Origin of the sequence: Streptomyces sp. NPDC050263 (genome assembly GCF_040655955.1) — a bacterium.
Lineage (GTDB): Bacteria > Actinomycetota > Actinomycetes > Streptomycetales > Streptomycetaceae > Streptomyces.
The window spans coordinates 14,395-39,732 of record NZ_JBFAKW010000028.1 but is presented as its reverse complement, the minus strand read 5'-3'; the positions used below and the strand labels follow the sequence as shown (position 1 = coordinate 39,732).

Genomic DNA, 25,338 nt, shown 5'->3' with positions numbered 1-25,338 from the left:
TCCGGCGTCTCCGCACGGAAACGCCCAGCTCCCAAGGAAGCACCGGGAGCGATGCTCGGCAATCAGCCGCGCACCGCTCCCGGGGGTGGTTGTTCCTACGTCGTCCGTGGTCAGGCCTCGATGCTGTCCTTCGGAGCGCCTTCGCCCGCCGTCTGCGCCGCCTCGGCCGCCGCCTGCTTCTTCGACGCTCGCAGGCTGGTGAGCGTGGTGATGACGAGGACGGAGCAGATGACGCCGAGCGAGACCGGGATGCTGATCTCGGGGACGTGCACCCCGGACTCGTGCAGTGCGTGCAGCACCAGCTTCACGCCGATGAAGCCCAGGATGACCGAGAGGCCGTAGCTGAGGTGGACCAGCTTCTTCAACAGGCCGCCGATGAGGAAGTACAGCTGCCTGAGGCCCATCAGGGCGAAGGCGTTGGCGGTGAAGACGATGTACGGGTCCTGCGTCAGGCCGAAGATCGCCGGGATGGAGTCGAGGGCGAAGAGCACGTCGGTGGAGCCGATCGCGAGCATGACGACCAGCATCGGGGTCATGACCCGCTTGCCGTTCTGCTCGATCCACAGCTTCGTGCCGTGGTAGCGGTCGGCGACACCGAAGCGCTTCTCCACCGACTTGAGCAGCTTGTTCTCCTCGAACTCCTCTTCCTCGTCGCCGGAGCGGGCCTCCTGGATGAGCTTCCAGGCGGTCCAGATCAGGAAGGCGCCGAAGAGATAGAACACCCAGGCGAAGCTGGCGAGGATCGCGGCGCCCGCGGCGATGAAGATCGCCCGCAGGACCAGGGCTATGAGGACGCCGACGAGCAGGACCCGCTGCTGGTACTGCGACGGGACCGCGAACTTCGCCATGATCAGGACGAAGACGAAGAGGTTGTCGACGCTGAGCGACTTCTCGGTGATGAAGCCCGCGAAGAACTCGCCGGCGGGCTCACCGCCGCCGAAGATCAGCAGACCGAGCCCGAAGAGCCCGGCCAGGGCGATCCAGACGACCGTCCAGATCCCGGCTTCCTTGATGGACACGTCGTGCGGCTTGCGGCCGATGAAGAAATCGACCGCGATGAGGGCGGCAAGGCCCGCGATGGTCAGGACCCATAGGGCCACGGAAACATCCACTGCGCCTCCGGCAGTACGTAACGGCAGGTAATCAGCGTCGTTGCGCTGCCGGAGGTCTCTTCCACCCGGTCCATCAAGGACGGGCCGACGCCCCGGGATCGACTCTGATCCGTATTGACGGGTACGCCGCAGCAGGGAGTACTCCCCTCCGTGAGGAAAACAGTACCCCAACCACCAAGAAAAGGTAAAGCGATTGGCAAAAGAAAGACCAAGTTCCCTGGTCAGGACCCTTTACGTGTTCTTGGGGCGAGCCATCGCGAGCTGGGCGAGGACCTGCTGGAGCACCTGGCTGCCGGGCGGCACGAGGGCCGGTTCGTACGTCCAGGCGTGTCCCACCCAGGGGTCGGCGAGGTGGTCGTCGGGCACCGGCGTCAGCCGCAGCAGTCCGCGCCACAGCGGGTCCAGCAACGGACCGTAACCGTCGGCGTCCTCCCGGTCGGCGACCATCATCAGGTGCACGCCGACGGCCGGGCCCTCGTCCGCCAGGTAGCGCAGCTGGGTCACGGCACGGTCGTCGAAACCGTGCGGGAAGTCGTTGACGACCAGGAGCTGCTGGGACGTGTCGAAGCCGGGCGGCAGCGAGTCGGCCGCGCCGCCGCGCACCGCCATGTGCACCAGGTCGACGCGCTCGGTGAGCCGGCCCAGGACCGCGGCGACGCCCGCCGCGCCGACCGCGGGCGGACCCGCGAGCACCCCGTGCTGCACCAGGGGCGTCAGTTCCCGGGCGCCCGAGCCGGCCGGGTCGATGACGTGCACGGTGAACTCGCCGACCGGGTGCACGGCCAGCAGCCGGGCCGTGTGCGCCACCGCCGATTCCATGGCGAGGCGCCGCAGTTCATGGGAGTCGGCGAACGATCCGTCGGACGACGAGGTGCGCCCGCTGTCGATCCACAGGCCGCGCTCCAGCGGGAGCCGGACCAGCATCGGGACGCGCAGCGGCTCGCTCTCGGGCAGGTGAAGATCGCCCAGGCGCAGGGCCATGGGCATCTCCATGGGGACGCGGTAGGCGTGCCAGACGGGGTTGTCCCAGCGCGCGAACGCCGCGGGCAGCGCCGGTTCGACGACCTCTGCCTCGGCGGTGAGCTGTGCGAGATCCCGGTCCAGCGCCTCCCGGGCCTGGTCGACGAGCTGGACGTACTTGGCCTGGGCCGCCTCGCGGGCGGCGTCGCCCTGGCCGCCGATCCTGCTGCGTGGATCGGACAGGACCTGGTCGAGCTCCTTCTCCATCCGCGTGTCCGCGAAGTCGACCGCGCTGCGGTACGCGGCGGCGGCGCGGGCCAGGTCCTCGAACATGCCCCAGGCCTGGTTGTAGAGCCGCTCGTCCATGGACCAGCCGGTCGCGTCGCCCGCCACGGGCCGGGCGGGCTGCCCGGGCTGGGCCGGGGGCGCGGTGGGCGGCGGGGGCGGAGCCGTGTTGCGCCGACGGGGGTGGCTGTAGTCGATCGGACCGCCGGTGGAGGGGGCCTGCGTCGGCTGGGCGGCAGCCGGGTCCGCCGGACTGCCCGATGTGGAGCCCTGCGGGTAGCCCGGTCCGGAAGGTCCCTGCGGGTTCTGGCTGGCCCCGTACGGGCCGGCGGCGCCCTGGGTGCTCTGGGCACCTTGAGCGCCCTGTGCCCCGTACGGTGAACCGCTCTGGTCCGGGCCGAGCGCGGACGCGGCCGCCTGCCGGGAGCGGTCGGCGTCGGCCGTACGCGGCGGCGGAGCCGGCACCGAGCGGGCCAGGCCCTGGGCCACGGCGTCGTTGATACCGGCCGCGAGCTGGTACGCCTGTGACAGGCCCTGGTCGGTGAGGAGTTCGGCGAGCCCGCCCGCATAGCCCTGGCCGACGGCGCGCACCTTCCAGGCGCCCTGCCGCCGGTACAGCTCCAGCGCGACGACCGCCGACTCCGCCTCCAGGCCGGTGATGGTGTAGGTGGCGATCTCTGCGCCGTCGAGGCCGGTGACCGCGACGAACGGGGAGGCGAGGGAGCCGAAGTTGACCGGCCCCCCGACCCCCACCGGCAGTGCGAGCAGGACGTTGACCCGGTGCACGGCCGCCGGCATGGCGTCCAGGTCCACCGCGAGACGGTGGTCGGCGGCCGCCTGCCGGGAGACCTCCAGCCCGGGCAGGGTGGGCACGCCCGGGTGCACCACCCACTCGACGCCGTGGACCTTGCCGGTCTCGTCGCCGAGTGTGGCCACCGCCACGACGGGCTTGCCGGCCGAGACCCGGATCTCGAGCCGGACCTGGGAGAGCGGGTGGTTCTGCCCCCGCGCCAGCTCGGCCGTCATCGCCTGTCGTCCCCCTGCGTCGCGTGTGTCGGTGTCGTCGTGTGCCGCTCGTGCGCCTTACAGCGCCGGCAGGATGGCGGGCATCAGGTCCTGGAAGGTGCGGCCGTTGGCCGGGGCGCCGAGGGCCGTCATGTTCCAGCCCCCGCCCACCCGGTGCACCTTCGCCATGATCTGAGCCGTGTACGCGCCGCCGCCCGCGAGCGTGTAGCGCGCGAGCTCCTGGCCGTTGGTCTCGTCGACCAGACGGCAGAAGGCGTTCTGCACCTCCTGGAACGTCTGGCCGGTGAAGGAGTTCACGGTGAAGATGATCTGGTCGATGTGGACCGGAACGCGGGAGAGGTCGACGAGGATCGCCTCGTCGTCGCCGCCCTGGCCGACACCGCCGACGAGGTTGTCACCGGTGTGACGGACCGAGCCGTCGTCGCTCACCAGGTGGCGGAAGAAGACGACGTCGACCGGCTGCTTGTCCGCGAACAGAACGGCGGAGGCGTCGAGGTCGATCTCCCGGGTCCGGGAGCCGAACAGGCCGCGCCGCGGGGCCGCCTGCCAGCCGAGACCCATGCGCACCGCGGTCAGGCTGCCCCCGTCGTTCTTCTGCAGACTGATGGCCTGACCCTTGGTCATGTTGACGGTCACGCGCTGATCCCCTCTCGAACTGTCCCCTGTTGCCGCGGCGCCCGCGGTTGACGGAAACCCTACGCAAAAGCACTGACAGTGCCGTACCCAGGCCCGCACTTTGTGTCGGTCTTGCAACACAGCGCGTGCGCTGCCCGGGCACAGCAACCGCACGAGCCCGTCAGGCCAGACCCGCCTCTCTCATCTGGCGCAGTTCCTTCTTCATTTCGGAGACCTCGTCGCGGATCCGGGCGGCGACCTCGAACTGGAGGTCCGCGGCGGCGGCCCGCATGCGCTCGGTCATCTCCTCGATCTGCTCGGCGAGTTCGGCCGCGGGGCGGTCGGTCGGCACCGTCGCCCCGCCCTTGGCCGCCTTGGGCTTGGCGCCCTTGGCCGCCTTGTCGCCGAGGGAGGGCACCGGGGCCTTGGTGCCCCGGCCGTCCTTCTTCGCGCGGTAGCCGGAGCCGAGCAACTGCTCCGTGTCGACCTCCTCGCGGGAGATCTGGGCGACGATGTCGTTGATCTTCTTGCGGAGCGGCTGCGGGTCGATGCCGTTCGCCGTGTTGTAGGCGACCTGCTTCTCCCGGCGGCGGTTGGTCTCCTCGATCGCCCGCTCCATGCCCGGGGTGATCTTGTCGGCGTACATATGGACCTGACCGGAGACGTTGCGCGCCGCGCGGCCGATGGTCTGGATCAGCGAGGTGCCGGAGCGCAGGAAGCCCTCCTTGTCGGCGTCGAGGATCGCGACCAGGGACACCTCCGGCAGGTCGAGGCCCTCCCGCAGCAGGTTGATGCCGACCAGGACGTCGAACTCGCCGGCCCGCAGCTCGCGCAGCAGCTCGATGCGGCGCAGCGTGTCGACGTCACTGTGCAGATAGCGCACCTGGATGCCGAGTTCCAGGAAGTAAGCAGTGAGGTCCTCGGCCATCTTCTTGGTGAGCGTGGTGACCAGGACCCGCTCGTCCTTCTCGACGCGCCCGCGGATCTCGTGCACCAGGTCGTCGATCTGGCCCTCGGTGGGCTTGACGACGACCTCCGGGTCGATGAGGCCGGTGGGGCGGATGATCTGCTCGACGACGCCGTCCCCGCGGGAGAGCTCGTACTTGCCGGGGGTCGCCGACAGGTAGACGGTCTGCCCGATGCGCTCCTGGAACTCCTCCCACTTCAGCGGGCGGTTGTCGAGGGCGGAGGGCAGCCGGAAGCCGTGGTCGACGAGGGTGCGCTTGCGGGAGGCGTCCCCCTCGTACATGGCGCCGATCTGCGGAACGGTGACATGGGACTCGTCGATGACGAGCAGGAAGTCGTCCGGGAAGTAGTCCAGCAGGGTGTTCGGCGGGGAGCCGGGCAGGCGGCCGTCGAAGTGCATCGAGTAGTTCTCCACGCCGGAGCAGGAGCCGATCTGGCGGAGCATCTCGAGGTCGTAGGTGGTGCGCATCCGCAGGCGCTGGGCCTCCAGGAGCTTGCCCTGCTTCTCCAGCTCGGCGAGGCGCTCGCCCAGCTCCTTCTCGATGTCGTTGGCGGCCCGTTCGAGGCGCTCGGGTCCCGCGACGTAGTGGGTGGCCGGGAAGACGTACAGCTGTTCGTCGTCGCTGATGATCTCGCCGGTGAGCGGGTGCAGGGTGGACAGGGCCTCGATCTCGTCGCCGAACATCTCGATGCGGACGGCGAGCTCCTCGTAGACCGGGAAGATCTCGATGGTGTCGCCGCGCACCCGGAAGGTGCCGCGGGTGAACGCCAGGTCGTTGCGCGTGTACTGGATGTCGACGAAGCGGCGCAGCAGTTGATCCCGGTCGAGTTCGTCACCGACCCTGAGGGGGACCATCCGGTCCACATACTCCTGCGGGGTGCCGAGACCGTAGATGCAGGAGACGGAGGCGACCACGATGACGTCCCGCCGGGTGAGCAGCGAGTTGGTCGCGGAGTGGCGCAGGCGCTCGACCTCCTCGTTGATCGAGGAGTCCTTCTCGATGTAGGTGTCCGACTGCGGGACGTACGCCTCGGGCTGGTAGTAGTCGTAGTACGAGACGAAGTATTCGACCGCGTTGTTCGGCAGCAGTTCGCGGAACTCGTTCGCCAGCTGGGCGGCCAGGGTCTTGTTCGGGGCCATCACCAGGGTGGGGCGCTGGAGCTTCTCGATCATCCACGCGGTGGTCGCGGACTTTCCGGTGCCGGTCGCGCCGAGCAGGACGACGTCCTTCTCACCTGCCTCGACGCGCTTGGCCAGCTCGGCGATGGCCGCCGGCTGGTCACCGCTGGGCTGGTAGGGGCTGACGACCTCGAAGGGCGCCACCGTGCGTTCGATCTGGGAAACGGGCCGCATGACATCCACCGTACGGCCCCCCACTGACAACGGGATCCGATCAGCGGTTTCACGGCTTCGGGCGGGACCCTTCGCGGTCCCGGCCGAACGCTTCGGGGGGCTCGGCGCGAGGGGTGGTGGTGCCCGGCCCGGCGGCGGGCCCGGTCCTGCGGTTCGGCCGGGCCCGGTCCTGCGGTTCGGCCGGGCCCGGTCCTGCGGTTCGGCCGGGCCCGGTCCTGCGGTTCGGCCGGTGCTGATCAAGGGGGCCAGGGGCTGGACCACTGCCGGGAGGGTCAGGCCCCCGCGACTCCGCAGGGTCCGACCCGAGGTTTCGCGGCACCCGGCCCGGCAGTCCGGCAGCACCCAACCCGGCGGTTCGGCGGGTGCCGATCAAAGCGGTCAGGGGGCCGGCCCACTGCGTGGAGGGTGCGGCTCGGTCGCTTCGGGGGTGCGGGCCCAGCGGGTCCGCGGCGTCCGGACCGGCAGTCTCGCGGGCTCCGACGGGGGGCCACGGCGTCCTGCCCGGAGCTTCCCGGCGAGTCGGCCCGGGTGGGTGTGCGGCGTTCCGGCCGGCGGTCTCTCGGGCCGGTGCGCGCCTGACGGTCAAGGGGCTCCGAGGGGCCGCCCTGCGGCCCCTCTCGTGTCGGGCGACGGTTCCGGCGAGGTCAGCGGTTCTGGGGGGTTCGGGTGTCTCGGTGTTCGAGCTTGCGGCGGCTGCGGAGCACGGAGCGGCGCGACGGGTGCGCGGCCGGGGGGTGCGCCGGGACGCCGGGCTTGTGCTCGGCGGGGATCCAGTCGGGCTTGCCCATGACCATCAGCGGGTCGAACATCACGACGACGCCGGCGAGGCAGAGGAACGCGAGGGGACCGATCAGCATCGGCGCGAGGAGCGTGGCGGGCGAGTCGCCCGCGGTCGGGGCCTCGGCCGTGTGCAGATGGACCCGCAGGGCGGCCATGCCGGTGTAGTGCATGCCGGTGACGGCCAGCCCCATGACCAGGCTGGCGCCCACGCTCCACAGGAAGCCCCTGACCTGCCCCGCGGCCCACAGGGCGGCGGTGGCCGCGGCCATGGCTATGGCGACGGAGGCGGCGACGGTGAGCGTGTTGTATTCGAACTTGCCGTCGAATCGCATTCCGGCCATGCCCAGGTAGTGCATCGACGCGATGCCCAGGCCGGTGATGGTGCCTCCGGTGAAGAGCGCGGATCCGGTCGCGCCCTTGTAGCCGACGATGAACATCCCGACCCCCACCATCAGAATGGCGACGCCCAGGCTCGCGAAGGTCAGGGGCTTGTCGTAGTGGATCGGGGCGCCTTCGACCGTGAAGCCGATCATCGCCACGAAGTGCATGGTCCAGATGCCGGAGCCGATGGCCGCCGAGCCGAGGGCGAGCCATCCGGGGCGCCAGGTCTGGGCGACGAGCAGGGCTCTGGTGGTGCAGCGCAGACCGAGTGCACCGCCGAGGCAGGCCATGAGGTAGGCCACCAGCGGTGTGACGAGTCCGTAGCTGAAACCGTCGACCGTGCCTTGCATGCGCGGTTGCCCTTCGCCTGTTGCTCGATTTCCCTGAAACGCGCCCTCCCAGGACCGCTGAGCGCGGTCAAGGCTGAGAGAGAGTATGACTCCCACCGGAATGGTCGAACGATTTTCCGGCAAAGAAACACGCCCTTGCCCCACATGTGCGGCACCGGTGAGCGGCGTCGGGCGTCTCCTTTCATTCTGTGGCCATCCTGCGCTTCCCCGTCGTCGACCCTCTGCTGCCACAGTTGAGCTGTACGTGATCGCCCGACGCGAGGAGTACGCATGCACGCACGCGTAGGCGCCGCCATGGCCACCGCCGTCCTCGGCACCGTCGCCCTCCTGCCCCTCGTCCCCGACGCGCGGGCGGGCAGCGCCGTGCGGCCCTCGGTGATCGCTCACCGGGGCGCTTCCGCCCTGGCTCCCGAGAACACTCTGGAGGCCGTCGACAAGGCCGCCGCGCTGGGCATCCGGTGGGTGGAGAACGACGTCCAGCGCACGAAGGACGGCGAACTCGTGGTGATCCACGACGACAGTCTCCGCCGTACGACCGACGCCGAGGTGGTCTTTCCCGGCCGTGCTCCCTGGAAGGTGAGGGACTTCACTGCGGCCGAGATCGCACGGCTCGACGCGGGAAGCTGGTTCGGCGTCGCGTACGCGGGCGCGCGCGTGCCGACGCTGGAGGAGTACGTCGACCGGGTCGAGCGCAACCACCAGAAGCTGCTCCTGGAGGTCAAGAACCCCGAGCTGTATCCGGGTATCGAGCAGCAGACCCTGAAGCTGCTGAGCAACGAGGGCTGGCTGGACGGGCGGCATCTCGCCGACCGGCTGATCGTGCAGAGCTTCAGCGCCGACTGTCTGCGGATCGTGCACGCGTCGAAGCCGGGGGTGCGGACCGGTCTGCTCGGTGCGCCCGCCGTCGCGGACCTGCGCCGGTACACGGACTTCGCCGACATGATCAATCCGTCGTACGCCTCCCTGTCCGAGGAGTACGTCTCCGCCGTGCACGCGCTCACCGGACCGCACGGCACGCCGATGGAGGTCCACGCCTGGACCGTCGACGACGCCGCGACCGCACGGACCGTCGCCGGGTACCGCGTCGACGGCATCATCACCAACAAGCCCGACGTGGTGCGGCGAGCCCTGTACGGGTACTGACGTCCCCGTGCGCGGCGGCGGCCCCGGGGCGTTGTCAGTGGCGGGTCGTACGGTGGACGCATGGACAGCCATGGGCAGTACGAGCAGCAGGTCGTGTGGACCGTCGTCGGCACCGACATCGGTCCGCTGCTGCTGGCGGCGACCCCCGAGGGTCTGCTCAACGTCGTGTTCCACGCCACCGACGCGGTGCGCGAGAAGACGCTCGACCGACTCGCGGGCCGGCTGGGCACGGAGCCCGTCGAAGCGCCCGACTCCCCCTTGCTGGCCGAGGCGATACGGCAGGTCAAGGCCTACTTCGCGGGTGAGCGGCGCGACTTCGAGCTGCCGTTGGACTGGTCCTTGATCTCGGGTTTCAACCGGCAGGTGCTGCGCGAGCTGGCGTCCGGCGTCCCGTACGGGGCGGTCGTCGGCTACGGCGATCTGGCCGGGCGGGTGGGGCAGCCGGGGGCGGCGCAGGCGGTGGGCGTGGCGATGGGTTCCAATCCCCTGCCGGTCGTCGTGCCCTGCCACCGGGTGGTCGAGAGGGACGGCGGCATCGGCGGCTTCGGCGGCGGTCTGGAGACCAAGCGGAAGCTGCTCGCTCTGGAAGGGGTCCTGCCCGAGCCGCTGTTCTGAATTCCGGACGCCGGTCCTGAGCCGCTCTGAGCGCGGTCCTGCTCCGCTTCCGCAGGGGGTCTGGGCGGCGTGGACCACAGGGGGGAGACTGCGCCGGTGACCACATTCCTCGTACGCCGGCACGGCCCCGCAGCGGTCAGGCACGCGCCGTGACCGGCGTCGAGCGCGCCGCCGTCCAGCCCGTCGACGCCGCTCTTCTGCCCGCCCTGCGGCGGCGGACGACCGCGGTGCTGGTCGCAAGCCAGATCCTCGGCGGGCTCGGCGTCGCCACCGGCATCGCGCTGGCCACCGTACTGGCCCGGCAGATCAGCGGTACCGACGCGCTGTCCGGGCTCGCGCCCACCGCGACCGTCACCGGCACGGCCGTGCTGTCGATGCCGATGGCCGCGCTGATGACCGCGCGCGGGCGGCGGCCGGGGTTGGTGCTCGCCTATCTGGTGGGCGCCCTGGGCGCCGGTGTCGTCGTGGTGGCGGCGCGGGTCGGCAGCTTTCCGCTGTTGCTGTGCGGCCTGGCCGCCTTCGGCGCGGCCTCCTCGGCGAACCTCCAGGCCCGGTTCGCCGCGGCGGACCTGGCCGAGCCGCACCGCCGGGCCCGGGCCATCTCGAACGTGGTGTGGGCGACGACCCTGGGCGCGGTCGTGGGCCCGAACATCGCCGCGCCCGCCGGCCGGAGCGTCGCCGGGCTCGGGATACCCGCCACCGCGGGCCCGTTCCTGTGGGCGGCCGGGATCTTCGTCGTATCGGCGGTCGTGGTGGGTGTGCTGCTGCGCCCCGACCCGTTGCTGACGGCTCGCGCGCTCGCGCCGGAGGAGGAGCGGTCCCCGCAGGCCCGTTCCCTGCGCGCCGGGCTGGCGGCCGTCGCCGCCTCGCCCCGCGCGCGGTTGGCGCTGGTGACGGTGACCGTGTCGCACACGGCGATGGTCTCGGTCATGTCGATGACCCCGGTCGACCTCGCCCACCACGGCGCGGGCATCGATCTGATCGGGCTGGTCATCAGTGGGCACATCGCGGGCATGTACGCGTTCGCGCCGCTGATGGGCCGGCTCGCGGACCGGGTGGGGCGGCTGGCGGTGACGGGGCTCGCGGCGGGGCTGCTGGCCGTCGCGCTGTTCCTGGCGGGGACCGCCGGCGACAGCCACGGACAGATCGCGGCCGGGCTGTTCGTGCTCGGCCTGGGCTGGTCGGCAGGGCTGGTGTCCGGTTCCGCGCTGCTCACGGACGCGGTGCCGCAGTCCGCGCGGGCCGCCGCCCAGGGGCTCTCGGACCTCACCATGAACACCGCGGCAGGCGTCGGCGGAGCGGTCGCCGGGCTCGTGGTCGCACAGGCGAGCTACGCGTGGCTCAACGTCGCCGCGGCGGGTCTGCTCGTCCCGCTGGCCGCCCTGGTGCTGCTCACCCGCACCAGGGGCCGCAGGAACGGAAAGGGGAGCGAAGAAGGGAACGAAGAAGGGAACGGGACGGCTGCCGCCGACAGCCCGACCGGTATGCGTCAGTCGTAGTGCCGTGCCTCGATGACGTTGCCGTCCGGGTCGCGGAAGTAGAAGCTGCGCTCGGCCTCGCCGCGGGCGCCGAAGGAGCCGTGCGAGACGTCCGAGACGGGGACGGCGCGCTCCTCCAGGCGGGTGCGGAGGGCGTCGAAGTCGCCTTGTGGGAGGGCGAGGCAGACGTGGTTCACGGGGTGTCCGCAGCTGTCGGCGGCGCCGGGGAGCATCTTCATGCGCTCCGCCATCGACAACGGCATGAGGTCGAGCAGGGCCTCCTCGTTGACGCGTACGGAGGGAAAGGGTTCTTCGCCGACGGCGAACTCCGGGAGCCGCACCGGCTCCAGGCCGACGGCCTTCTCGTAGAAGTCGACGGCGGCGATCGGGTCGCGCACCCAGAGGACGACGTGGTCGAGGCGTGTCGTGCCGGTTGTCGTGTCATCGGTCATGCCTCCCAGGCTGGTGTCGTCCCCCACAGGCCGCAAGGGTTTGACCGGGCGCGCCGCCTGCCAGAGATGAGGGGAGACCGACGAACAGGAGGCGGGCGCGTGGTGCTGGTGGTGTCGGAAGAGGTGTGGGACGCGGTCGACGCGCGTCGACCCGTGGTGGCCCTGGAGTCCACGATCATCTCGCACGGGCTGCCCCGCCCGCGCAACCTCCAGGTGGCGCTGGAGCTGGAGGAGGTCGTGCGCGCGCAGGGCGCCGTGCCGGCGACGATCGCCGTGCTGGACGGACGGCCCCATGTGGGCCTGGACAAGGGGCAGCTGGAGCGGGTCGCCAACGAGGACGGGTTCCGCAAGCTGGGCCATCGCGATCTGCCGCTGGCGGTGGCCGCGGGGGCGAGCGGGGCGACCACGGTGTCGGCGACGGCGCTGCTGGCGGCGCTGGCGGGTGTACGGGTCTTCGCGACGGGCGGGCTCGGCGGGGTGCACCGGGAGTGGACGGTCACCCAGGACGAGTCGGCCGACCTGGGGCTGCTGGCGAGCACCCGGATCACGGTGGTGTGCGCGGGGGTCAAGTCGATCCTGGACGTGCCGGCGACCCTGCAACGGCTGGAGACGCTGGGAGTCTCGGTCGCCGGGTACGGCACCGACCGCTTCCCCGGGTTCTATCTGTCCGACTCGGGCCATCCCGTGGACTGGACGTTGGCGACCCCTCAGCAGGTGGCCGACGTGATGCGGGCCCAGGACGCGCTCGGGTCGCCCGAGTCGGCGCTGATCGTCGCCAACCCGGTGCCCGAGGAGGAGCAGCTGGATCCGGAGCTGCACACGCGTGTGCTCGCCGACGCCCTGCACGCGTGCGAGGAGGCCGGCGTCAGCGGCCAGGGCGTCACGCCGTTCCTGCTCGACCATCTCGTCCGGCACACCGACGGCGCGTCCCTGAGCGCCAATCTGGCGGCGGTGCGCGGCAACGTACGCCTGGCGGCGGACATCGCGACGGCGTGGGCCGAGGCATGACCGGGCGGCCCGACGGCACCGGGCGACCCGACGACGGAGGCTCGGCCGGCGGGGGCGCGGAGGGCGGCCGGGCGCTGCTGGTCGTCGGGGACGTCGTGACGGACGTCATCGCGCGGCATCGGGGGCCGCTGGCCTCGGGGACGGACACGGCCTCGGTGATCCGCACCCTGCCGGGCGGCGCGGGCGCCAACGTGGCGTGCTGGGCGGCCCACTGGGGGTGTGCGGACGTACGGCTGCTCGGCCGGGTGGGCGCGGAGTCGGCGGCCTGGCACGAACGGGAGCTGACCGCCTGCGGGGTGCGGCCCCGTCTCGTGGTCGACCCGCAGGTGGCGACCGGGACGGTGATCTGCCTGGTCGACACGGACGCCGCGGCCGAACGGACGTTCCTCACGGACAGCGGCGCGGCCCTGCGGTTCGAACCCGACGACTGGTCGGAGGCCCTCCTGGACGGGGTCGGTCGGCTGCATCTGTCGGGCTACCTGCTGTTCTCGGAGTCCGGGCGGGCGCTCGTGCGTACCGCGTCGGCGTCGGCACGCGCGCGTGGTGTGCCGGTGAGCCTGGATCCGGCGTCGGCGGGCTTTCTGGTGGACCTGGGCGTCGAGCGTTTCCTGACCCTGGTGAAGGGGGTGGACGTGCTGCTGCCCAGCCGCGACGAGGCCTGTCTGCTCACCGGGCTGCTCGACGGAGCGGACGCGGCGGCCGAGCTGAGCCGGCAGGTCCCGCTGGTGGTGGCCAAGCAGGGGGCGGACGGTGCGCTGGTGGCCCGGAACGGCCGCGTGCTCGCCCACGTACCCGCCGCTCCGGCGCGCCCCCGGGACACCACGGGCGCGGGCGACGCCTTCACGGGAGCGTTCCTCGCCGCGCTGCTCGCGGGGGCCGATGCCCGGGCCGCGGCGGCGGAGGGGTGCCGGGCGGGGGCTCGGGCGGTGGAACGCGTCGGCGGCAGACCGGCCGCGTCGGGGGACGACGACCCGGCGTCGACGACTCACCCCGCCCACGCCGGCTGAGGGGGCGGGAGCCGGCCCCTCCTACCCCTTTCGCCCCCATGCCGAGATCATCGGCGCCGTCGCCAGGTCCATGCTTCCGGAGGCGACGTTCGCCAGGTGCCGGTCGATGTCCTCGTCGCTCGCGAGGCCCGCCCCGACGAGTTCGGCGCGGATCTGGCGGACCGTCGCGGACTCCAGCGCGGCGCAGGCGGGCGAGGTGATGGGGAAGCAGGCGTCGGCCTCGACCCGACGCAGTCCGGCCTCGCGGAGCAGCCGAGGGAGCTTGCGGCCGTAGGAGAGGTCGGCGCCGCGGTCGGCGAGGAGCTTGCGGAAACCGTGCCGCAGACGGTTCGCCAGCTGCTGTTCGGGGCCGTGCTCGTCGGGGCAGAGCAGGGGCTGCAGGGCGGGGTCGGCGTCCTCGACGAAGAGCCGTCCGCCGGGGCGCAGGGCCTTGACCATCGACCTCAACGCCCGCTCCCGGTCCGGGACATGGACCAGGACGAGTCGGGCGTGGATCAGATCGAAGCCCTCCATCGGCGGCTCGTCCGCGCCGAGGTCGTGGACGCGTACCTCGACCGGCGGGCGGGCGACCGACGTCAGCCGGGAGGTGTCGATGTCGGTCGCGAGAACCTTGCCCGTCGGGCCGACCTTCTTCGCCAGCCAGGACACCACGGAGGTGCCGCCGGCGCCGGCCTCCCAGCACCGCCAGCCGGGGCCGATCCCGAGCCCTTCGAGGTGGCGGAACGTGGTGGGGTCGAAGAGAGCGGCGAAGGCGTCGAAGCGTTCCCCCGCCTCGGGCTGCCGGTTGTCGAGGAGGTACCCGTCGGATCGCGTCATGCCGCGATCATCCCAGTAGTCCCGCTTGCCGGACGTGGTCGACGCGGCCGGGATCCGTGCCGGGAAAGGCGTGCGGCAGTCTCTTGAGCAGTGCGAAGTCCCGTCGTCCACAGGCGGGAACAAAACGGAACCTTCCGTTTCCACAGGCTTACCCAGGACATACGCCGGCCTGGCAGACTGGCGCGCCAGGGCGCAAAAATTGCGGCGCGAGGAGATCCACACAAGGAGTCCCAGATGACCATGGCAGGGAATCTGCGGAAGGTCACCGGCCTCGGAAGGGTCGGCGGCCTGCGCAGGGTGGCCCGGTTGTCCCGGCGGCTGCCGCGGGTCGACCTGAGCCACCACGCACGATCCCCGCTGGGGTCCTCGGTCGTGAACTGCGTGACGTACCAGGACGGCGTCCGGGCCCCGCGCGGCGGGGATCTGGTCGACACCGTGGAACGGGTGCGCAAGAACGGCCACGGTTTCGTGTGGCTCGGGCTGCACGAACCGACGAACGACGAGTTCGCGGGCATCGCCGAGCTCTTCGAACTGCATCCGCTGGCGGTGGAGGACGCCGTCGAGGCCCATCAGCGGCCGAAGGTCGAACGGTACGGCGAGACCTTGTTCGCGGTGTTCAAGACGGTCTGCTACGTCGAGCACGAGGAGCTCACGGCGACGAGCGAGGTGGTCAACACCGGCGAGATCATGGTGTTCGTCGGCCGGGACTTCGTGATCACGGTGCGCCATGGGCGGCACGGCTCGCTCGGTCCGTTGCGCGAGGAGCTGGAGTCCGACGCCTCCCAGCTGGCGAAGGGCCCGTCGGCGGTGCTGCACGCGATCGCGGACCACGTGGTCGACGACTACCTCAACGTCATCGACTCGGTGCAGGCGGACATCGACCAGGTCGAGACGGACGTGTTCGCGGCGAACGGCGCACGGGCGGACCCCGGACGCATCTACCAGCTCAAGCGTGAACTCCTGGAGCTGAAGCGGGCGGTGGTGCCGCTCGGCCGTCCGCTGCTGGACCTCGCGGACCGGCCGGTCCGGGTGGTCGATCCGGAGATACAGGCCTACTTCCGGGACGTCTCCGACCATCTGCTGCGGGCCACGGAGCAGATCGCCGCCTTCGACGAACTGCTCAACTCGATCCTCCAGGCGCATCTGGCGCAGGTCACGGTCGCGCAGAACGAGGACATGCGGAAGATCACGGCATGGGCCGCGGTGATCGCCGTGCCGACGATGGTCTGCGGCGTGTACGGCATGAACTTCGACAACATGCCGGAACTGCACTGGAGGTTCGGCTATCCCCTGGTCATCGGGTTGATATCCGTGGCCTGCTGGGTCCTGTACCGCGGCTTCCGGCGCAACGGCTGGCTCTGAGCGACCGCGCCCGTGGCGGCGGACCGTCGGGGCGGCCGGTGGCGGCTGCTCCTGGCCGCTTCCCGCCGCTGCCGGTGGCGGCGGTCAGTGGCGGGCGGGTCCGGTCCTGGCGTAGACGTTCTCGGCCCAGGTGGCGATCTGGTCCTCGGTCAGGTGCCGGGCCAGGTCGGCCTCGCTGATCATGCCCACGAGGCGCTTGTTCTCGATGACGGGCAGCCGGCGGATCTGGTGGTCCTGCATCTCCTGGAGCACCTCGCCGACGTCGGCGTCCGCGTCGATCCAGCGTGGGGTGCCCTGGGCCATCTCGCCGGCGGTGACCTTGGCGGGGTCATGGCCCATGGCCACACAGCCGACGACGATGTCCCGGTCGGTGAGGATGCCGCAGAGCCGCTCGTCCTGGTCGCTGATCGGCAGCGCCCCGACGTTCAGGTCGCGCATCAGCTGGGCGGCGCGGTCGAGGGTCTCGTGCGCGGGGATCCACTGAGCGCCCCGGTGCATGATGTCTGAGGCGGTGGTCATGAAGTACCTCCCGGTGCCGGACGGCCGGCGCGGCGCGGGTGGCCCCCTAGTCCCGGCACCCTACATTCTCGCCGCGCCACCGGGCGCCCGCACCCGGAAGTCCACGCCGGGACCGGAGCGGTACGCGGGGTCTCGCCGGACCGCCGCAAGCGGTTCCGGCTCAGGCGGAGAAGCCCACGATCTTCTGCGGGACGACCCGGATGATCAGACGGACCTCGTCGTCCTTCTCCGCGGGCGGGTCGATGCCGAGGTATTTGTGCGACAGCTCGTGCGGGAGCCGTTTGTCCGGGTCCGGGAGGATCTCGGCGAGGCCGCGGATCTCGACCGACGTATAGGGGTTGGCGAGATCGAAGACCGAGAGGCTGACGCGGGCGTCACGACGGAGGTTGCGCACCTTCTGACGGCCGTCGGTGGAGGAGAAGAGGACGGCGTCGCCCTCTCGCTTGATCCAGACCACGGAGTTCTGCGGGGCTCCGCCGGGGCCGAGGGTGGCGACGCCGGCGAAGTTCTTGCCGTCGAGGAGAGCGCGGACGGAATCGGAGAAGGGAACGGAGATCGACATGCCCGCCACCCTACTTACATGCACGTGCATTTAAAAGCGCATGGCACCGGCTGAAATCAGCCACCCCAGGCCGGGTGGCGAGGGTCGTCCGCGCGGACGACGACATCGGCCGTGGCGGCCGGATCGGTCTCCTGGGCGTAGCGCTCGAAGGCGGGCAGCGTCCAGTGGTCGGCTTCGGGGGTGCGCCGGCGCAGGGCGGCCGGGGAGAGGAGGACATGGACGGTGAAGTCGAACGGGAACCAGTGCCGCAGCAGCAGCGGCCCGTGCAGCAACAGGAAGCCGCCGGGCGGGAGTGGGACGTAGGAGCTGCGGGTGGCGCGATCGGTGACGGGGTCCCGGAGGTCGGGCAGTATGCATCCGTCGCCGTCCGGTTCGAGGGGGTTGAACACCTCGCGCCACAGGGCGCCGGTGTCGAACCAGCCGTCGTAGTAGGCCTCCACGTCGTGACGGCCGTACTCCAGGCGGAGGGAGGCGGGACGCAGGAAGCCGTGCGTGTCCACGACACGGGAGGGACGCCCGCGGGTGCGCAGCGCCTCGGCGACACGCTCGGCGAGGTCTCCGGGACGGGCCGCGGGGGCGCCGTCGAAGGCGATCCGCGGCCAGGGGCTGCCGTCGTCCGGCTTCAGGTCGAGCAGCCGCTGGGCGAGGAGGTCGCCGAGCCGTTCCCAGGTGATCGCTTCGAGTCGCACACCGTTCATCATGCGCCAGGTGACGAACCAGGCGGCGAACAGAGCGGAGGACACCGGACGATGACCAGGTGCCGACGTGCCCACCAGGGGGAATGAAGCCCGTATGGCAACCGCAGCCCTCCCCGCTTCTCCCTCCCCACCGCCCCGATACGGGCTTCTCGTCGTCCAGCCGCTTCGGCGGAAGCACTGCGCCGGGTGTCGTCGCGGGCCGCTGTCGATGCTGATCCTCGAGGACGCCGCGCCGCGCTGCCTCGACTGCGCCGATCTGGGGCACCTGGTGTTCCTGCCGCGCGGTGACACGGCGCTGACCCGCAGATCGCAGGAGGAGAGCGGGCTGTCCGCGGTGGTGGTCCGGTTCAACCGACGCAAGAGCCGTTACGAGCGGCAGGGCGTCCTCGTCGAGGAGGCAGGGCTCCGACGGGCCGAGGAGCGGTGCCTGGCGGACGCCGAGGCACGACGGCGGCGCCGGGTGCGGGACGCCGGGCGGCGGGCGGCACAGGACCTGCGGTTCGCGGAGGCGTTCGCCGCGGAGATACTGCGGCTGTTTCCCCGCTGCCCGCAGGACCGGGCGCAGGGGATCGCCGCGCACGCCTCGCTCCGGGGCAGTGGCCGGGTCGGGCGCAGCGCCGCCGGCCGGGCGCTGGCCGAGGGACCGGTCGTCTCCGCGGTCGTGGCGTCCGTACGGCATCTGGACACGCCGTACGACCGGCTGCTGATGAGCGGCGTGCCGCGGCACGAGGCACGCCGCCGGATCGCGGCGGACGTGGAGGCACGGCTACGGATGTGGCGGGACGGGTCCGTCGCCTAGGGGCCGCGACGTCCGCGCATGCCGACGCGCGTTTCGGCCATGGTCACCGATCATGAATCGGCCATGGTCACCGATCATGAAAGGGATTTCACTTGAGGTGACGGACGGTACGGGGCAAGATCTCCGCTCGACGGGTGGGAGTTGACGTTGTCATGATCGATGGACCGTATCTGGTGCTCGCGATCCTGGGCGCCGTGGTGACGGGCCTGATGGCCGGAGTCTTCTGTGCCTTCTCGATCCTGGTGATGCGCGGGCTCGCCGCGCTGCCGCCGGCGCAGGGCGTGGCGGCGATGAAGGCGATCAACTCCTCGGCGATGGCGCCGGCGTTCATGGCGCTGTTCCTCGGCGCGGCGGCGCTGTGTCTGGTGATCGCCGTGGTGACGTTCGTGCTGTGGCCGGACCACGGGACGGTTCACCTGCTGCTGGGCAGCGGGCTGTACCTGTGCGGCTCGTTCGGCGTGACCGTGATGGCGAACGTGCCGCGCAACGACGCGCTGATGAAGCTGGAACCGGGCACGCCGGAGGCCGTCACGTACTGGCCGACCTATGTGCGTGAGTGGACGAGGTGGAACCACGTGCGCACGGCCGCATGCACGGCGTCGGCGCTCGCGTACATGCTGGCCGTGGTCTGACGTTCGGGAAAGCGCTGTCGCCCACTCTGCGGGGGCGGCCCACGGGACGTATCGTGGCCGAAAGAGTGCCGCCCGATGACGCTCGGCCTGTCGTACGCGTAGGCGAGGGACACGCCCATGGCCGATCCCAAGGGATTCATGACCACACCCCGCCAGGACTGGCCCCGCCGGCCGGTCGAGGAGCGGGTCCGGGACTGGGACGAGGTCTACGTCCCGGGCGCGCTGCTGCCCCTGATCAGCAGACAGGCCGACCGGTGCATGGACTGCGGCATACCGTTCTGTCACGACGCCTGTCCGCTCGGAAATCTGATCCCGGAGTGGAACGACCTGGTGTCGCGGGAGGACTGGCGGGCGGCGAGCGACCGGCTGCACGCGACGAACAACTTCCCCGAGTTCACCGGCCGGTTGTGTCCGGCGCCCTGCGAGGCCGGGTGCGTCCTCGCCATCAACCAGCCCGCCGTCACCATCAAGAACGTCGAGGTCGCCATAGCCGACCGGGCCTGGGCCGACGGTCTCACGCCGCCGCGGCCGCCGGACCGGCTGTCCGGGAAGACGGTGGCGGTGATCGGCTCCGGGCCCACCGGGCTGGCCGCGGCACAGCAGCTGACCCGGGCCGGGCACACGGTCGCCGTCTACGAGAAGGACGACCGGGCCGGCGGGCTGATGCGGTACGGAATCCCCGAGTTCAAGATGGAGAAGCGCCATCTGGAGCGCCGGATCGAGCAGATGCGGGCCGAGGGCACGAAGTTCCGTACGTCGACCACCATCGGGCGGGACGTGATGGCCGCGGATCTACGGACGCGCTACGACGCCGTGGTGATCGCCACCGGGGCGACCGAGTGGCGGGAACTGCACGTTCCGGGGCGGGAGTTGACCGGCATCCAGCAGGCGATGGAGTATCTGCCGCTGGCCAACCGGGTGTGCGAGGGAGACCTCGCGAAGTCCCCGATGTCCGCCGCCGGAAGGCACGTCGTGATCGTCGGCGGCGGCGACACGGGGGCCGACTGTCTGGGCACTGCGGTGCGCGAGGGCGCCGCGTCCGTGACCCAGTTGGACATCTACGCGCAGCCCGGCGTGGAGCGCGACGAGGACAGCGACCCCTGGCCGACGTATCCGAAGATCTACCGGCTCTCGGCGGCGCACGAGGAGGCGCGCGATCTTCGCTCCGCGCCGGCGGCGGACGCGGACGCGCGGCTCTTCGCCGCGTCCACGCTCCGCTTCACCGGCGACGACACCGGGCACGTACGGGCACTGCACCTCGTCGAGGTCGACGCGCGGCGGCGGCCGGTGGCGGGCACCGCACGGGCGCTCCCCGCCGACCTCGTGCTGCTCGCCCTCGGCTTCTCCGGGCCCGACCGGGAGGACGGGCTCGTCGAGCAGCTCGGGCTGACGCTGGAGCCCCGCGGCACGATCGCGCGGGACGCCGACTTCGCGACGAACGTCCCCGGCGTCTTCGCCGCGGGTGACGCGGCACGCGGGCAGTCGCTGATCGTGTGGGCCATCGCGGAGGGACGGGCGGTGGCGGCGGCCGTCGACCGTCGCCTGACGGGACGTTCACAGCTGCCGACGCCCATCGGCCCGTACGACCGACCGATGGGTGTATAGAACCCGCACCGGGCCAGGACGCGCAGGGGGCGGACCGTTTCAGCGGCGCTCGTCCGTCCCGGCCACCTTCGCCGTCGCCAGGGCCACCCGGTTCCAGGTGTTGATGGTGCAGATCAGGGCCAGCACCTGGGCCAGCTCCTGCTCGCCGAACCGGGCGGCGGCCTCGGCGTAGACGTCGTCCGGGACGCCTCCGTCGGCCACCAGTGTGACCGCCTCCGTCAGGGCCAGGGCCGCCTGTTCCCGCTCGGTGAAGAAGTGCCGGGCCTCGCGCCAGACGGCGACCATGTGCAGCCGGTCCTCGTTCTCGCCGGCCTTGCGGGCGTCGTTCGTGTGCATGTGCAGGCAGTACGCGCAGTGGTTGAGGTGGGAGGCGCGGATCTGGATCAGTTCGACGAGGGCCGGGTCGAGGCCCTGACGGGCGGCGGCGTCGAACCCGACCAGGGCGCGGAACGCCTTGGGGGCGGCCTTCCCGAAGTCGAGGCGAGGCATCCCCGCGGTGCTCGTGATTCCGGTGCCTGTGTCGGTGCCGGTGCCGGTGCCGGTGTCGGTGTCGGTGTCGGTGCCGGTGTCGGTGCCGGTGTCGGTGTCGGTGTCGGTGCCTGCGTTCGTGTACGCGTTCGTCGTCATGCCCCACTAACCTACGAGCCGAAGAGACCCGTTGTAGAGTGCATTTTCATGGTGGATTCGTGGGTCAATTCCGCGGAGCGGATCGGTGCCGACCTGCATCTGGAGCTGGCCGGGCCGGGAGGGCGTCGGGCCGCGCTCATCGGGGCGTTGCGCGAGGCCGTGCGCAGCGGGCGGCTCGCACCGGGGACCCGGCTGCCGCCGTACCGTTCGCTGGCCGCCGACCTCGGCGTCGCCCGCAACACGGTGGCCGACGCGTACGCCGAGCTCGTCGCGGAGGGCTGGCTGACCGCCCGGCAGGGCTCGGGCACCCGGGTCGCCGACCGCGCCGAACCGCTGCGCCGCCCCGAGCGGACGCCCGTAAGAACGCCGCTACGCGCGCGTGGCCCCCGGCACGACCTTCGGCAGGGCGTTCCGGACGCGTCGGCGTTCCCCCGCGCGGCCTGGCTGGCCTCCTACCGGCGGGCGGTCCAGCAGGCGCCCAGCGAGGTGTTCGGGCCCGGCGACCCCGCCGGACGCCGGGAGCTGCGCGAGGCCCTGACCGAGTACCTGGCACGCGCGCGTGGAGTGCGCACCGAGCCGGAACGGATCGTGGTCTGCTCCGGTTTCGCGCACGGGCTGCGCTTGCTGTTCGGACCGGCCGGCGGCGGGGTGCTGCGCGGTCCGCTGGCCGTGGAGGCGTACGGGCTGGACTTCCACCGGGAGCTGCTGACGGCGGCGGGGGTGCGGACGGTTCCGCTCCCCCTGGACGCCGACGGGGCGCGCGTGGACCGGCTGGGGCGCGAGCGGGCGGTGCTGTTGACGCCCGCGCACCAGTTCCCGACCGGCGGGCCGCTGCACGCGAGCCGCCGGGCCGCCGTGATCGACTGGGCACGCGCGCGTGGCGGTGTGATCGTCGAGGACGACTACGACGGGGAGTTCCGCTACGACCGCAAGCCCGTCGGCGCGCTCCAGGGGCTCGATCCCGAGCGGGTGATCTACATCGGCTCGGTGAGCAAGAGCCTGTCGCCCGCGCTGCGACTCGGGTGGATGGTGCTGCCCGAGCGGTATGTGGACGGCGTCCTCGCGGCCAAGGGCGAGCGGGAGGCCTGGGCGAGCGTCCTGGACCAGCTGAGCCTGGCCGACCTCGTCGGGTCCGGGGCGTACGACCGTCACGTACGGCGGATGCGGCAGCGTTACCGCGGGCGCCGGGACCGACTGGTCGAGGCACTCGCCGCACAGGCCCCGCACGTCGAGGTGACCGGGGTCGCGGCGGGGCTCCACGCGGTGCTGCGGCTGCCGCCCGGCACCGAGCGGGCCGCGCTCAAGGCGGCCGCCTGGCAGGGCGTCGCCCTGGACGGCCTGGCCGCCTTCCGGCACCCGGGGACGGGCATGGCTGCGGGCACGGCAACGGACCCGGCGGCGGAGGACGGGCTCGTCGTCGGTTACGCGACGCCGCCGGAGCACGCGTACGCGGCGGCCCTGGACGCGCTGTGCCAGGTGCTGCCGCCGCCGGACAACACCCGGCGCAGTCCTGCCTGCGGATGAGGCTCGCGGTGGTCGCCGTGAGGCGTCTGGTGGACGCCCCACGGCGCATGCGGTCCTGGGTGTAACCGGATGTAGCGGATGCCGCCGATCGGCCCGCCAGACCCGCCAGAGCGGTCTCAGGGCTTGCGGGCCACCGCCCCGCAGCCCGGGAGACCCGCCGGGTTGAGCTTCTCCGTGGCCAGGGTCTGCCCGTTGACTCGTGCCATCACCGGCACTCTCGGGTCGAGGGCGAGCGTCTGCCGGCCCATCGCCTCGCAGACGGGACAGTCGTCCTTGCGGCGTCGGCGGGTTCCTGCCCGGTCATGAGGCACTCCGTAAGCATGCGCAGCGGTTAGTGATCAAGTCAGTTCCAGAACAACGTCAGTACCAAAAACAAAGAACAGGTCCGGTCAGGACAGCAGGAAGTCGGCCTCCCCCGCCTTGGCTCCCTCGATGAAGGCCGTCATCTCGTCGGTGGTGTAGATCAGCGCCGGTCCGTCGGGGTCGGTGGACTGCCGGACGGCGATCCGGCCGTCGGCGAGCTTCATCGCTTCCAGGCAGTTTCCTCCGTTGCCGCCGCTCCACGGCTTGTGCCAGCCCTCGCTGCCCAGGTCCCGGGCGGGCATGCCGTTGTAGATCCGCTGAGCGCGGATCCGCGGCCTGGACTGGGTCTTGATGTGATTCATTCACAACTCCTTGCGGAGACCCCGGAGGATCTCCTTCGTGCGATGTGCTGTAGCGGCCTGCGCCGCCATGCGGTCCATGACCTCGAGGTGGGTCGCCACCTCGGTGCGGGCGTCGAGGTACACGGCGCCGGTCAGGTACTCGCTGTAGACCATGTCCGGAAGCTCCGGCATGGCGAATCGGAACAGCACGAAGGGCCCGTAGGTGCCCGGATGCGGCCCGCTGTCGAACGGGGCGATCTGGAGCGTCACACGGGGCAGCTTCGCGGCCTCGAGCAGTTTGTCGATCTGCGCGCGCATCACCTCCGGGCCGCCCACCGGGCGGCGCAGCACCGTCTCGTCCATGACGACCCACAACCGGGGCGCATCGTGACGAGTGAGCAGATCCTGGCGTTGTATGCGCAGGTCGACGAGGCGCTCGATGTCCTCCGGCCGGGTCTGGCCGATGGCGCCGGACTTCAGGACGCCGCGGGCGTAGTCCACGGTCTGGAGCAGGCCGGGGACGAAGTGCGGCTCGTACTGGCGGATCAGGGCGGCGGCGCCCTCGAGGCTGACGTGCATGGAGAACCAGCCCGGCAGAACGTCGTGGAACCGCTGCCACCAGCCCGGCTTGTTGGCCTCCTCGGCGAGCTGGACGAAGCCCTCGGCCTCCTCGTCGGTGACCCCGTAGGCCTTCAGCAGCAGCTGGAGGTACGGGATCTTGAGGCTGACCTCGGCCATCTCCATACGGCGGACCGTGGCGGGCGCGACGCGCAGGATGCGGGCGGCTTCCTCGCGTTTGAGCCCGGCGCGTTCCCGCAGGTCCAGCAGGCGCCGACCGAGGACGACCTGTCCGACCGTCGGCGCGGACCGCGGTTCGCTCACGCTCCACCTCCACGAAGAGCCCGGCCGGCCGCGCGGGGGCTTGTGCGCGCCCCGACCCGGCCGGTCACGGAAAGAATCCCGACAGCCCTACGGCGCCGCTCGAAGACCGAGTCGAAGATCTGTACGGATGGGTACGGATCTTCGGTGATCCCAATTGGCGCCGTCCTGCGTGCTGTTGCGAGCAGTGTGCCACGGCCCTCCACCGCGTCACACAGCACTCTGCATTTTTCAGAGTGACACTTGCCAAGTGTTCACGGCGGGGCGATAGTGGCAAGCGTGATTCCGTCCGCGCCCTTAGGAACAGACGCCGCCGCAGGCCGCCCCCAGGGTCTCGGTGCCAGCGCGGGAGCAGGCCCCGACCAGGCCGCTGCCGAGCGCCGGTTCCGATTCGAACTGGCCGCCCATCCGGGTTCCCCCGCCCAGGCCAGACGCCTGACGAGGGCCCGGCTGAGCGGCTGGTCGGTGTGCGAGGACACCTGCGACACCGCCGTCCTGGTCGTCTCCGAGCTGGTCACCAACGCGATCGTGCACACCGCGAGCGACGTCGTCGTCTGCGAGCTGCACGACGGCGGCGACCTGGTCCGCATAGCCGTGCGCGACGAGGGTTGCGCGCCGGGTGAGCCGCACCCCTCCCCGCAGCGTCCCGAGGAGGAGCACGGGAGGGGACTGCTCCTCGTCGAGGCCGTCTGTCAGGCCTGGGGCGCCCAGGAGCACGGGCCCGGCCTGCTGGTCTGGGCCGACCTGCCCCGCCAGGCCGACGCCCCGCCCACCCCCGTCGAACCGCAGCACGCCGGCCTCGGCGAGGCCCTCGACACGCCGGGCGAGCTCGACGACGACCGCGCCGCTCCGCACCTCGACCCCGCCGCGCCCCGTGACGACCTCGGCTGGGGCGCCCCGCCGAAGCCGGGACCGGCCGACGGCGCGGGCGACGAGGAGGAGCACGCCGAGCAGCGTCACCGCGGGCCGGCCGGTTCGGCCGTCCCCCGACCGCACCCCACGCCCGGATCCATGGCCAAGCCCACCTCCATACCCGGCGGCCTGTCCCCCCGGGTGGCGCCCCAGTGGCACCGGGCCCCCGACCATGACGGGCCCGACTGGCGCCTCGGGCCCGACGGGCGCGAGGGCCGCAACGGATG

At 71.6% G+C, this 25,338-nt stretch carries 24 protein-coding genes and 1 pseudogene; 11 read left to right on the top strand and 14 right to left on the bottom strand.

The window, feature by feature from the left end:
* Positions 1-110 precede the first annotated feature (110 nt).
* From AB0J04_RS15595 to AB0J04_RS15575, 5 genes are all read right to left on the bottom strand, one after another.
* Positions 111-1,112 carry a TerC/Alx family metal homeostasis membrane protein gene (locus AB0J04_RS15595; protein ID WP_363168945.1) on the bottom strand — a complete coding sequence of 334 codons (1,002 nt, stop codon included), beginning with the start codon at positions 1,110-1,112 and terminating at the stop codon, positions 111-113.
* A gap of 231 nt (positions 1,113-1,343) precedes the next feature.
* Positions 1,344-3,383: a TerD family protein gene (locus tag AB0J04_RS15590; protein WP_363168944.1), complete on the bottom strand. Its 2,040-nt coding sequence runs from the start codon at positions 3,381-3,383 to the stop codon at positions 1,344-1,346.
* 57 nt (positions 3,384-3,440) lie between these two features.
* Complete coding sequence (locus AB0J04_RS15585) at positions 3,441-4,019, bottom strand: TerD family protein (protein WP_363168943.1); 579 nt, start codon at positions 4,017-4,019, stop codon at positions 3,441-3,443.
* Between the two features lie 160 nt (positions 4,020-4,179).
* The gene (uvrB, locus tag AB0J04_RS15580; protein ID WP_363168942.1) at positions 4,180-6,318 is read right to left on the bottom strand and encodes an excinuclease ABC subunit UvrB; all 2,139 of its coding nucleotides are present in this window, start codon (positions 6,316-6,318) and stop codon (positions 4,180-4,182) included.
* Between the two features lie 644 nt (positions 6,319-6,962).
* The gene (locus tag AB0J04_RS15575; RefSeq protein WP_363168941.1) at positions 6,963-7,829 is read right to left on the bottom strand and encodes an MHYT domain-containing protein; all 867 of its coding nucleotides are present in this window, start codon (positions 7,827-7,829) and stop codon (positions 6,963-6,965) included.
* 270 nt (positions 7,830-8,099) lie between these two features.
* On the opposite strand from AB0J04_RS15575, the gene AB0J04_RS15570 reads away from it, so the two are divergent.
* From AB0J04_RS15570 to AB0J04_RS15560, 3 genes are all read left to right on the top strand, one after another.
* Entirely contained in the window at positions 8,100-8,972 is an 873-nt protein-coding gene (locus AB0J04_RS15570; RefSeq protein ID WP_363168940.1) for a glycerophosphodiester phosphodiesterase family protein, read from the top strand.
* 60 nt (positions 8,973-9,032) lie between these two features.
* Positions 9,033-9,587: a methylated-DNA--[protein]-cysteine S-methyltransferase gene (locus AB0J04_RS15565; RefSeq protein WP_363168938.1), complete on the top strand. Its 555-nt coding sequence runs from the start codon at positions 9,033-9,035 to the stop codon at positions 9,585-9,587.
* Between the two features lie 149 nt (positions 9,588-9,736).
* Entirely contained in the window at positions 9,737-11,086 is a 1,350-nt protein-coding gene (locus AB0J04_RS15560) for an MFS transporter (protein ID WP_363168937.1), read from the top strand.
* Here AB0J04_RS15560 and AB0J04_RS15555 read toward each other — a convergent pair.
* Positions 11,077-11,517, bottom strand: a complete 441-nt coding sequence (locus tag AB0J04_RS15555) for a VOC family protein (protein ID WP_363168936.1) — start codon at positions 11,515-11,517, stop codon at positions 11,077-11,079. The two genes, AB0J04_RS15560 and AB0J04_RS15555, sit on opposite strands and share 10 nt — an antisense overlap.
* Before the next feature lie 99 nt (positions 11,518-11,616).
* Between AB0J04_RS15555 and AB0J04_RS15550 the strand changes: the two genes are divergently transcribed.
* Both AB0J04_RS15550 and AB0J04_RS15545 read left to right on the top strand, forming a co-directional pair.
* A complete protein-coding gene (locus tag AB0J04_RS15550; RefSeq protein WP_363168935.1) occupies positions 11,617-12,525 on the top strand; it encodes a pseudouridine-5'-phosphate glycosidase in 909 nt (302 codons plus the stop codon).
* Complete coding sequence (locus tag AB0J04_RS15545) at positions 12,522-13,532, top strand: sugar kinase (RefSeq protein WP_363168934.1); 1,011 nt, start codon at positions 12,522-12,524, stop codon at positions 13,530-13,532. Before AB0J04_RS15550 ends, AB0J04_RS15545 begins: the two co-directional genes overlap by 4 nt.
* Before the next feature lie 21 nt (positions 13,533-13,553).
* On the opposite strand, the gene AB0J04_RS15540 is transcribed toward AB0J04_RS15545, so the two are convergent.
* Positions 13,554-14,348 (bottom strand): methyltransferase, encoded by a 795-nt coding sequence (locus tag AB0J04_RS15540; RefSeq protein ID WP_363168933.1) that lies wholly within the window; start codon positions 14,346-14,348, stop codon positions 13,554-13,556.
* A gap of 234 nt (positions 14,349-14,582) precedes the next feature.
* Here AB0J04_RS15540 and AB0J04_RS15535 point away from each other — a divergent pair, with 234 nt between their 5' ends.
* Positions 14,583-15,710 carry a magnesium and cobalt transport protein CorA gene (locus AB0J04_RS15535; RefSeq protein WP_363168932.1) on the top strand — a complete coding sequence of 376 codons (1,128 nt, stop codon included), beginning with the start codon at positions 14,583-14,585 and terminating at the stop codon, positions 15,708-15,710.
* 84 nt (positions 15,711-15,794) lie between these two features.
* Here the strand turns inward: AB0J04_RS15535 and AB0J04_RS15530 are convergent, their stop codons facing one another.
* The 3 genes from AB0J04_RS15530 to AB0J04_RS15520 form a co-directional block, all read right to left on the bottom strand.
* Positions 15,795-16,229 (bottom strand): CBS domain-containing protein, encoded by a 435-nt coding sequence (locus AB0J04_RS15530; RefSeq protein WP_363168931.1) that lies wholly within the window; start codon positions 16,227-16,229, stop codon positions 15,795-15,797.
* A 160-nt stretch (positions 16,230-16,389) separates the two neighbouring features.
* Positions 16,390-16,791: a PPOX class F420-dependent oxidoreductase gene (locus AB0J04_RS15525; RefSeq protein ID WP_363168930.1), complete on the bottom strand. Its 402-nt coding sequence runs from the start codon at positions 16,789-16,791 to the stop codon at positions 16,390-16,392.
* Between the two features lie 56 nt (positions 16,792-16,847).
* Positions 16,848-17,489, bottom strand: a complete 642-nt coding sequence (locus tag AB0J04_RS15520; protein ID WP_363168989.1) for a uridine kinase — start codon at positions 17,487-17,489, stop codon at positions 16,848-16,850.
* Between the two features lie 94 nt (positions 17,490-17,583).
* Here AB0J04_RS15520 and AB0J04_RS15515 point away from each other — a divergent pair, with 94 nt between their 5' ends.
* The 3 genes from AB0J04_RS15515 to AB0J04_RS15505 all read left to right on the top strand — a co-directional run bounded on the left by AB0J04_RS15515 (position 17,584) and on the right by AB0J04_RS15505 (position 20,525).
* The gene (locus AB0J04_RS15515; protein WP_363168929.1) at positions 17,584-18,288 is read left to right on the top strand and encodes a DUF2293 domain-containing protein; all 705 of its coding nucleotides are present in this window, start codon (positions 17,584-17,586) and stop codon (positions 18,286-18,288) included.
* A 152-nt stretch (positions 18,289-18,440) separates the two neighbouring features.
* Positions 18,441-18,920 carry an anthrone oxygenase family protein gene (locus AB0J04_RS15510; protein ID WP_363168928.1) on the top strand — a complete coding sequence of 160 codons (480 nt, stop codon included), beginning with the start codon at positions 18,441-18,443 and terminating at the stop codon, positions 18,918-18,920.
* Between the two features lie 117 nt (positions 18,921-19,037).
* Complete coding sequence (locus AB0J04_RS15505; protein ID WP_363168927.1) at positions 19,038-20,525, top strand: glutamate synthase subunit beta; 1,488 nt, start codon at positions 19,038-19,040, stop codon at positions 20,523-20,525.
* A 39-nt stretch (positions 20,526-20,564) separates the two neighbouring features.
* Here the strand turns inward: AB0J04_RS15505 and AB0J04_RS15500 are convergent, their stop codons facing one another.
* Complete coding sequence (locus AB0J04_RS15500) at positions 20,565-21,014, bottom strand: carboxymuconolactone decarboxylase family protein (RefSeq protein ID WP_363168988.1); 450 nt, start codon at positions 21,012-21,014, stop codon at positions 20,565-20,567.
* Between the two features lie 186 nt (positions 21,015-21,200).
* Here AB0J04_RS15500 and AB0J04_RS15495 point away from each other — a divergent pair, with 186 nt between their 5' ends.
* Positions 21,201-22,676, top strand: a complete 1,476-nt coding sequence (locus tag AB0J04_RS15495; protein ID WP_363168926.1) for a PLP-dependent aminotransferase family protein — start codon at positions 21,201-21,203, stop codon at positions 22,674-22,676.
* Between the two features lie 116 nt (positions 22,677-22,792).
* Here the strand turns inward: AB0J04_RS15495 and AB0J04_RS15490 are convergent, their stop codons facing one another.
* The 3 genes from AB0J04_RS15490 to AB0J04_RS15480 form a co-directional block, all read right to left on the bottom strand.
* A complete protein-coding gene (locus AB0J04_RS15490) occupies positions 22,793-22,987 on the bottom strand; it encodes a hypothetical protein (RefSeq protein WP_363168991.1) in 195 nt (64 codons plus the stop codon).
* 78 nt (positions 22,988-23,065) lie between these two features.
* Positions 23,066-23,341 carry a DUF397 domain-containing protein gene (locus AB0J04_RS15485; RefSeq protein ID WP_363168925.1) on the bottom strand — a complete coding sequence of 92 codons (276 nt, stop codon included), beginning with the start codon at positions 23,339-23,341 and terminating at the stop codon, positions 23,066-23,068.
* The gene (locus AB0J04_RS15480; protein ID WP_363168924.1) at positions 23,342-24,202 is read right to left on the bottom strand and encodes a helix-turn-helix transcriptional regulator; all 861 of its coding nucleotides are present in this window, start codon (positions 24,200-24,202) and stop codon (positions 23,342-23,344) included.
* A gap of 267 nt (positions 24,203-24,469) precedes the next feature.
* Between AB0J04_RS15480 and AB0J04_RS15475 the strand changes: the two are divergent.
* Positions 24,470-25,141: pseudogene (locus tag AB0J04_RS15475) on the top strand (ATP-binding protein); the annotation flags it as partial.
* Positions 25,142-25,338: the final 197 nt, after the last annotated feature.

Bases quoted from the DNA above. Each gene is read 5' to 3' on its own strand.
- AB0J04_RS15590 (WP_363168944.1), bottom strand. From the start codon at position 3,383: ATGACGGCCGAGCTGGCGCGGGGGCAGAACCACCCGCTCTCCCAGGTC.
- uvrB (WP_363168942.1), bottom strand. From the start codon at position 6,318: ATGCGGCCCGTTTCCCAGATCGAACGCACGGTGGCGCCCTTCGAGGTC.
- AB0J04_RS15575 (WP_363168941.1), bottom strand. From the start codon at position 7,829: ATGCAAGGCACGGTCGACGGTTTCAGCTACGGACTCGTCACACCGCTG.
- AB0J04_RS15570 (WP_363168940.1), top strand. From the start codon at position 8,100: ATGCACGCACGCGTAGGCGCCGCCATGGCCACCGCCGTCCTCGGCACC.
- AB0J04_RS15565 (WP_363168938.1), top strand. From the start codon at position 9,033: ATGGACAGCCATGGGCAGTACGAGCAGCAGGTCGTGTGGACCGTCGTC.
- AB0J04_RS15555 (WP_363168936.1), bottom strand. From the start codon at position 11,517: ATGACCGATGACACGACAACCGGCACGACACGCCTCGACCACGTCGTC.
- AB0J04_RS15545 (WP_363168934.1), top strand. From the start codon at position 12,522: ATGACCGGGCGGCCCGACGGCACCGGGCGACCCGACGACGGAGGCTCG.
- AB0J04_RS15540 (WP_363168933.1), bottom strand. From the start codon at position 14,348: ATGACGCGATCCGACGGGTACCTCCTCGACAACCGGCAGCCCGAGGCG.
- AB0J04_RS15535 (WP_363168932.1), top strand. From the start codon at position 14,583: ATGACCATGGCAGGGAATCTGCGGAAGGTCACCGGCCTCGGAAGGGTC.
- AB0J04_RS15530 (WP_363168931.1), bottom strand. From the start codon at position 16,229: ATGACCACCGCCTCAGACATCATGCACCGGGGCGCTCAGTGGATCCCC.
- AB0J04_RS15525 (WP_363168930.1), bottom strand. From the start codon at position 16,791: ATGTCGATCTCCGTTCCCTTCTCCGATTCCGTCCGCGCTCTCCTCGAC.
- AB0J04_RS15520 (WP_363168989.1), bottom strand. From the start codon at position 17,489: ATGAACGGTGTGCGACTCGAAGCGATCACCTGGGAACGGCTCGGCGAC.
- AB0J04_RS15515 (WP_363168929.1), top strand. From the start codon at position 17,584: ATGGCAACCGCAGCCCTCCCCGCTTCTCCCTCCCCACCGCCCCGATAC.
- AB0J04_RS15510 (WP_363168928.1), top strand. From the start codon at position 18,441: ATGATCGATGGACCGTATCTGGTGCTCGCGATCCTGGGCGCCGTGGTG.
- AB0J04_RS15505 (WP_363168927.1), top strand. From the start codon at position 19,038: ATGGCCGATCCCAAGGGATTCATGACCACACCCCGCCAGGACTGGCCC.
- AB0J04_RS15500 (WP_363168988.1), bottom strand. From the start codon at position 21,014: ATGCCTCGCCTCGACTTCGGGAAGGCCGCCCCCAAGGCGTTCCGCGCC.
- AB0J04_RS15495 (WP_363168926.1), top strand. From the start codon at position 21,201: ATGGTGGATTCGTGGGTCAATTCCGCGGAGCGGATCGGTGCCGACCTG.
- AB0J04_RS15485 (WP_363168925.1), bottom strand. From the start codon at position 23,341: ATGAATCACATCAAGACCCAGTCCAGGCCGCGGATCCGCGCTCAGCGG.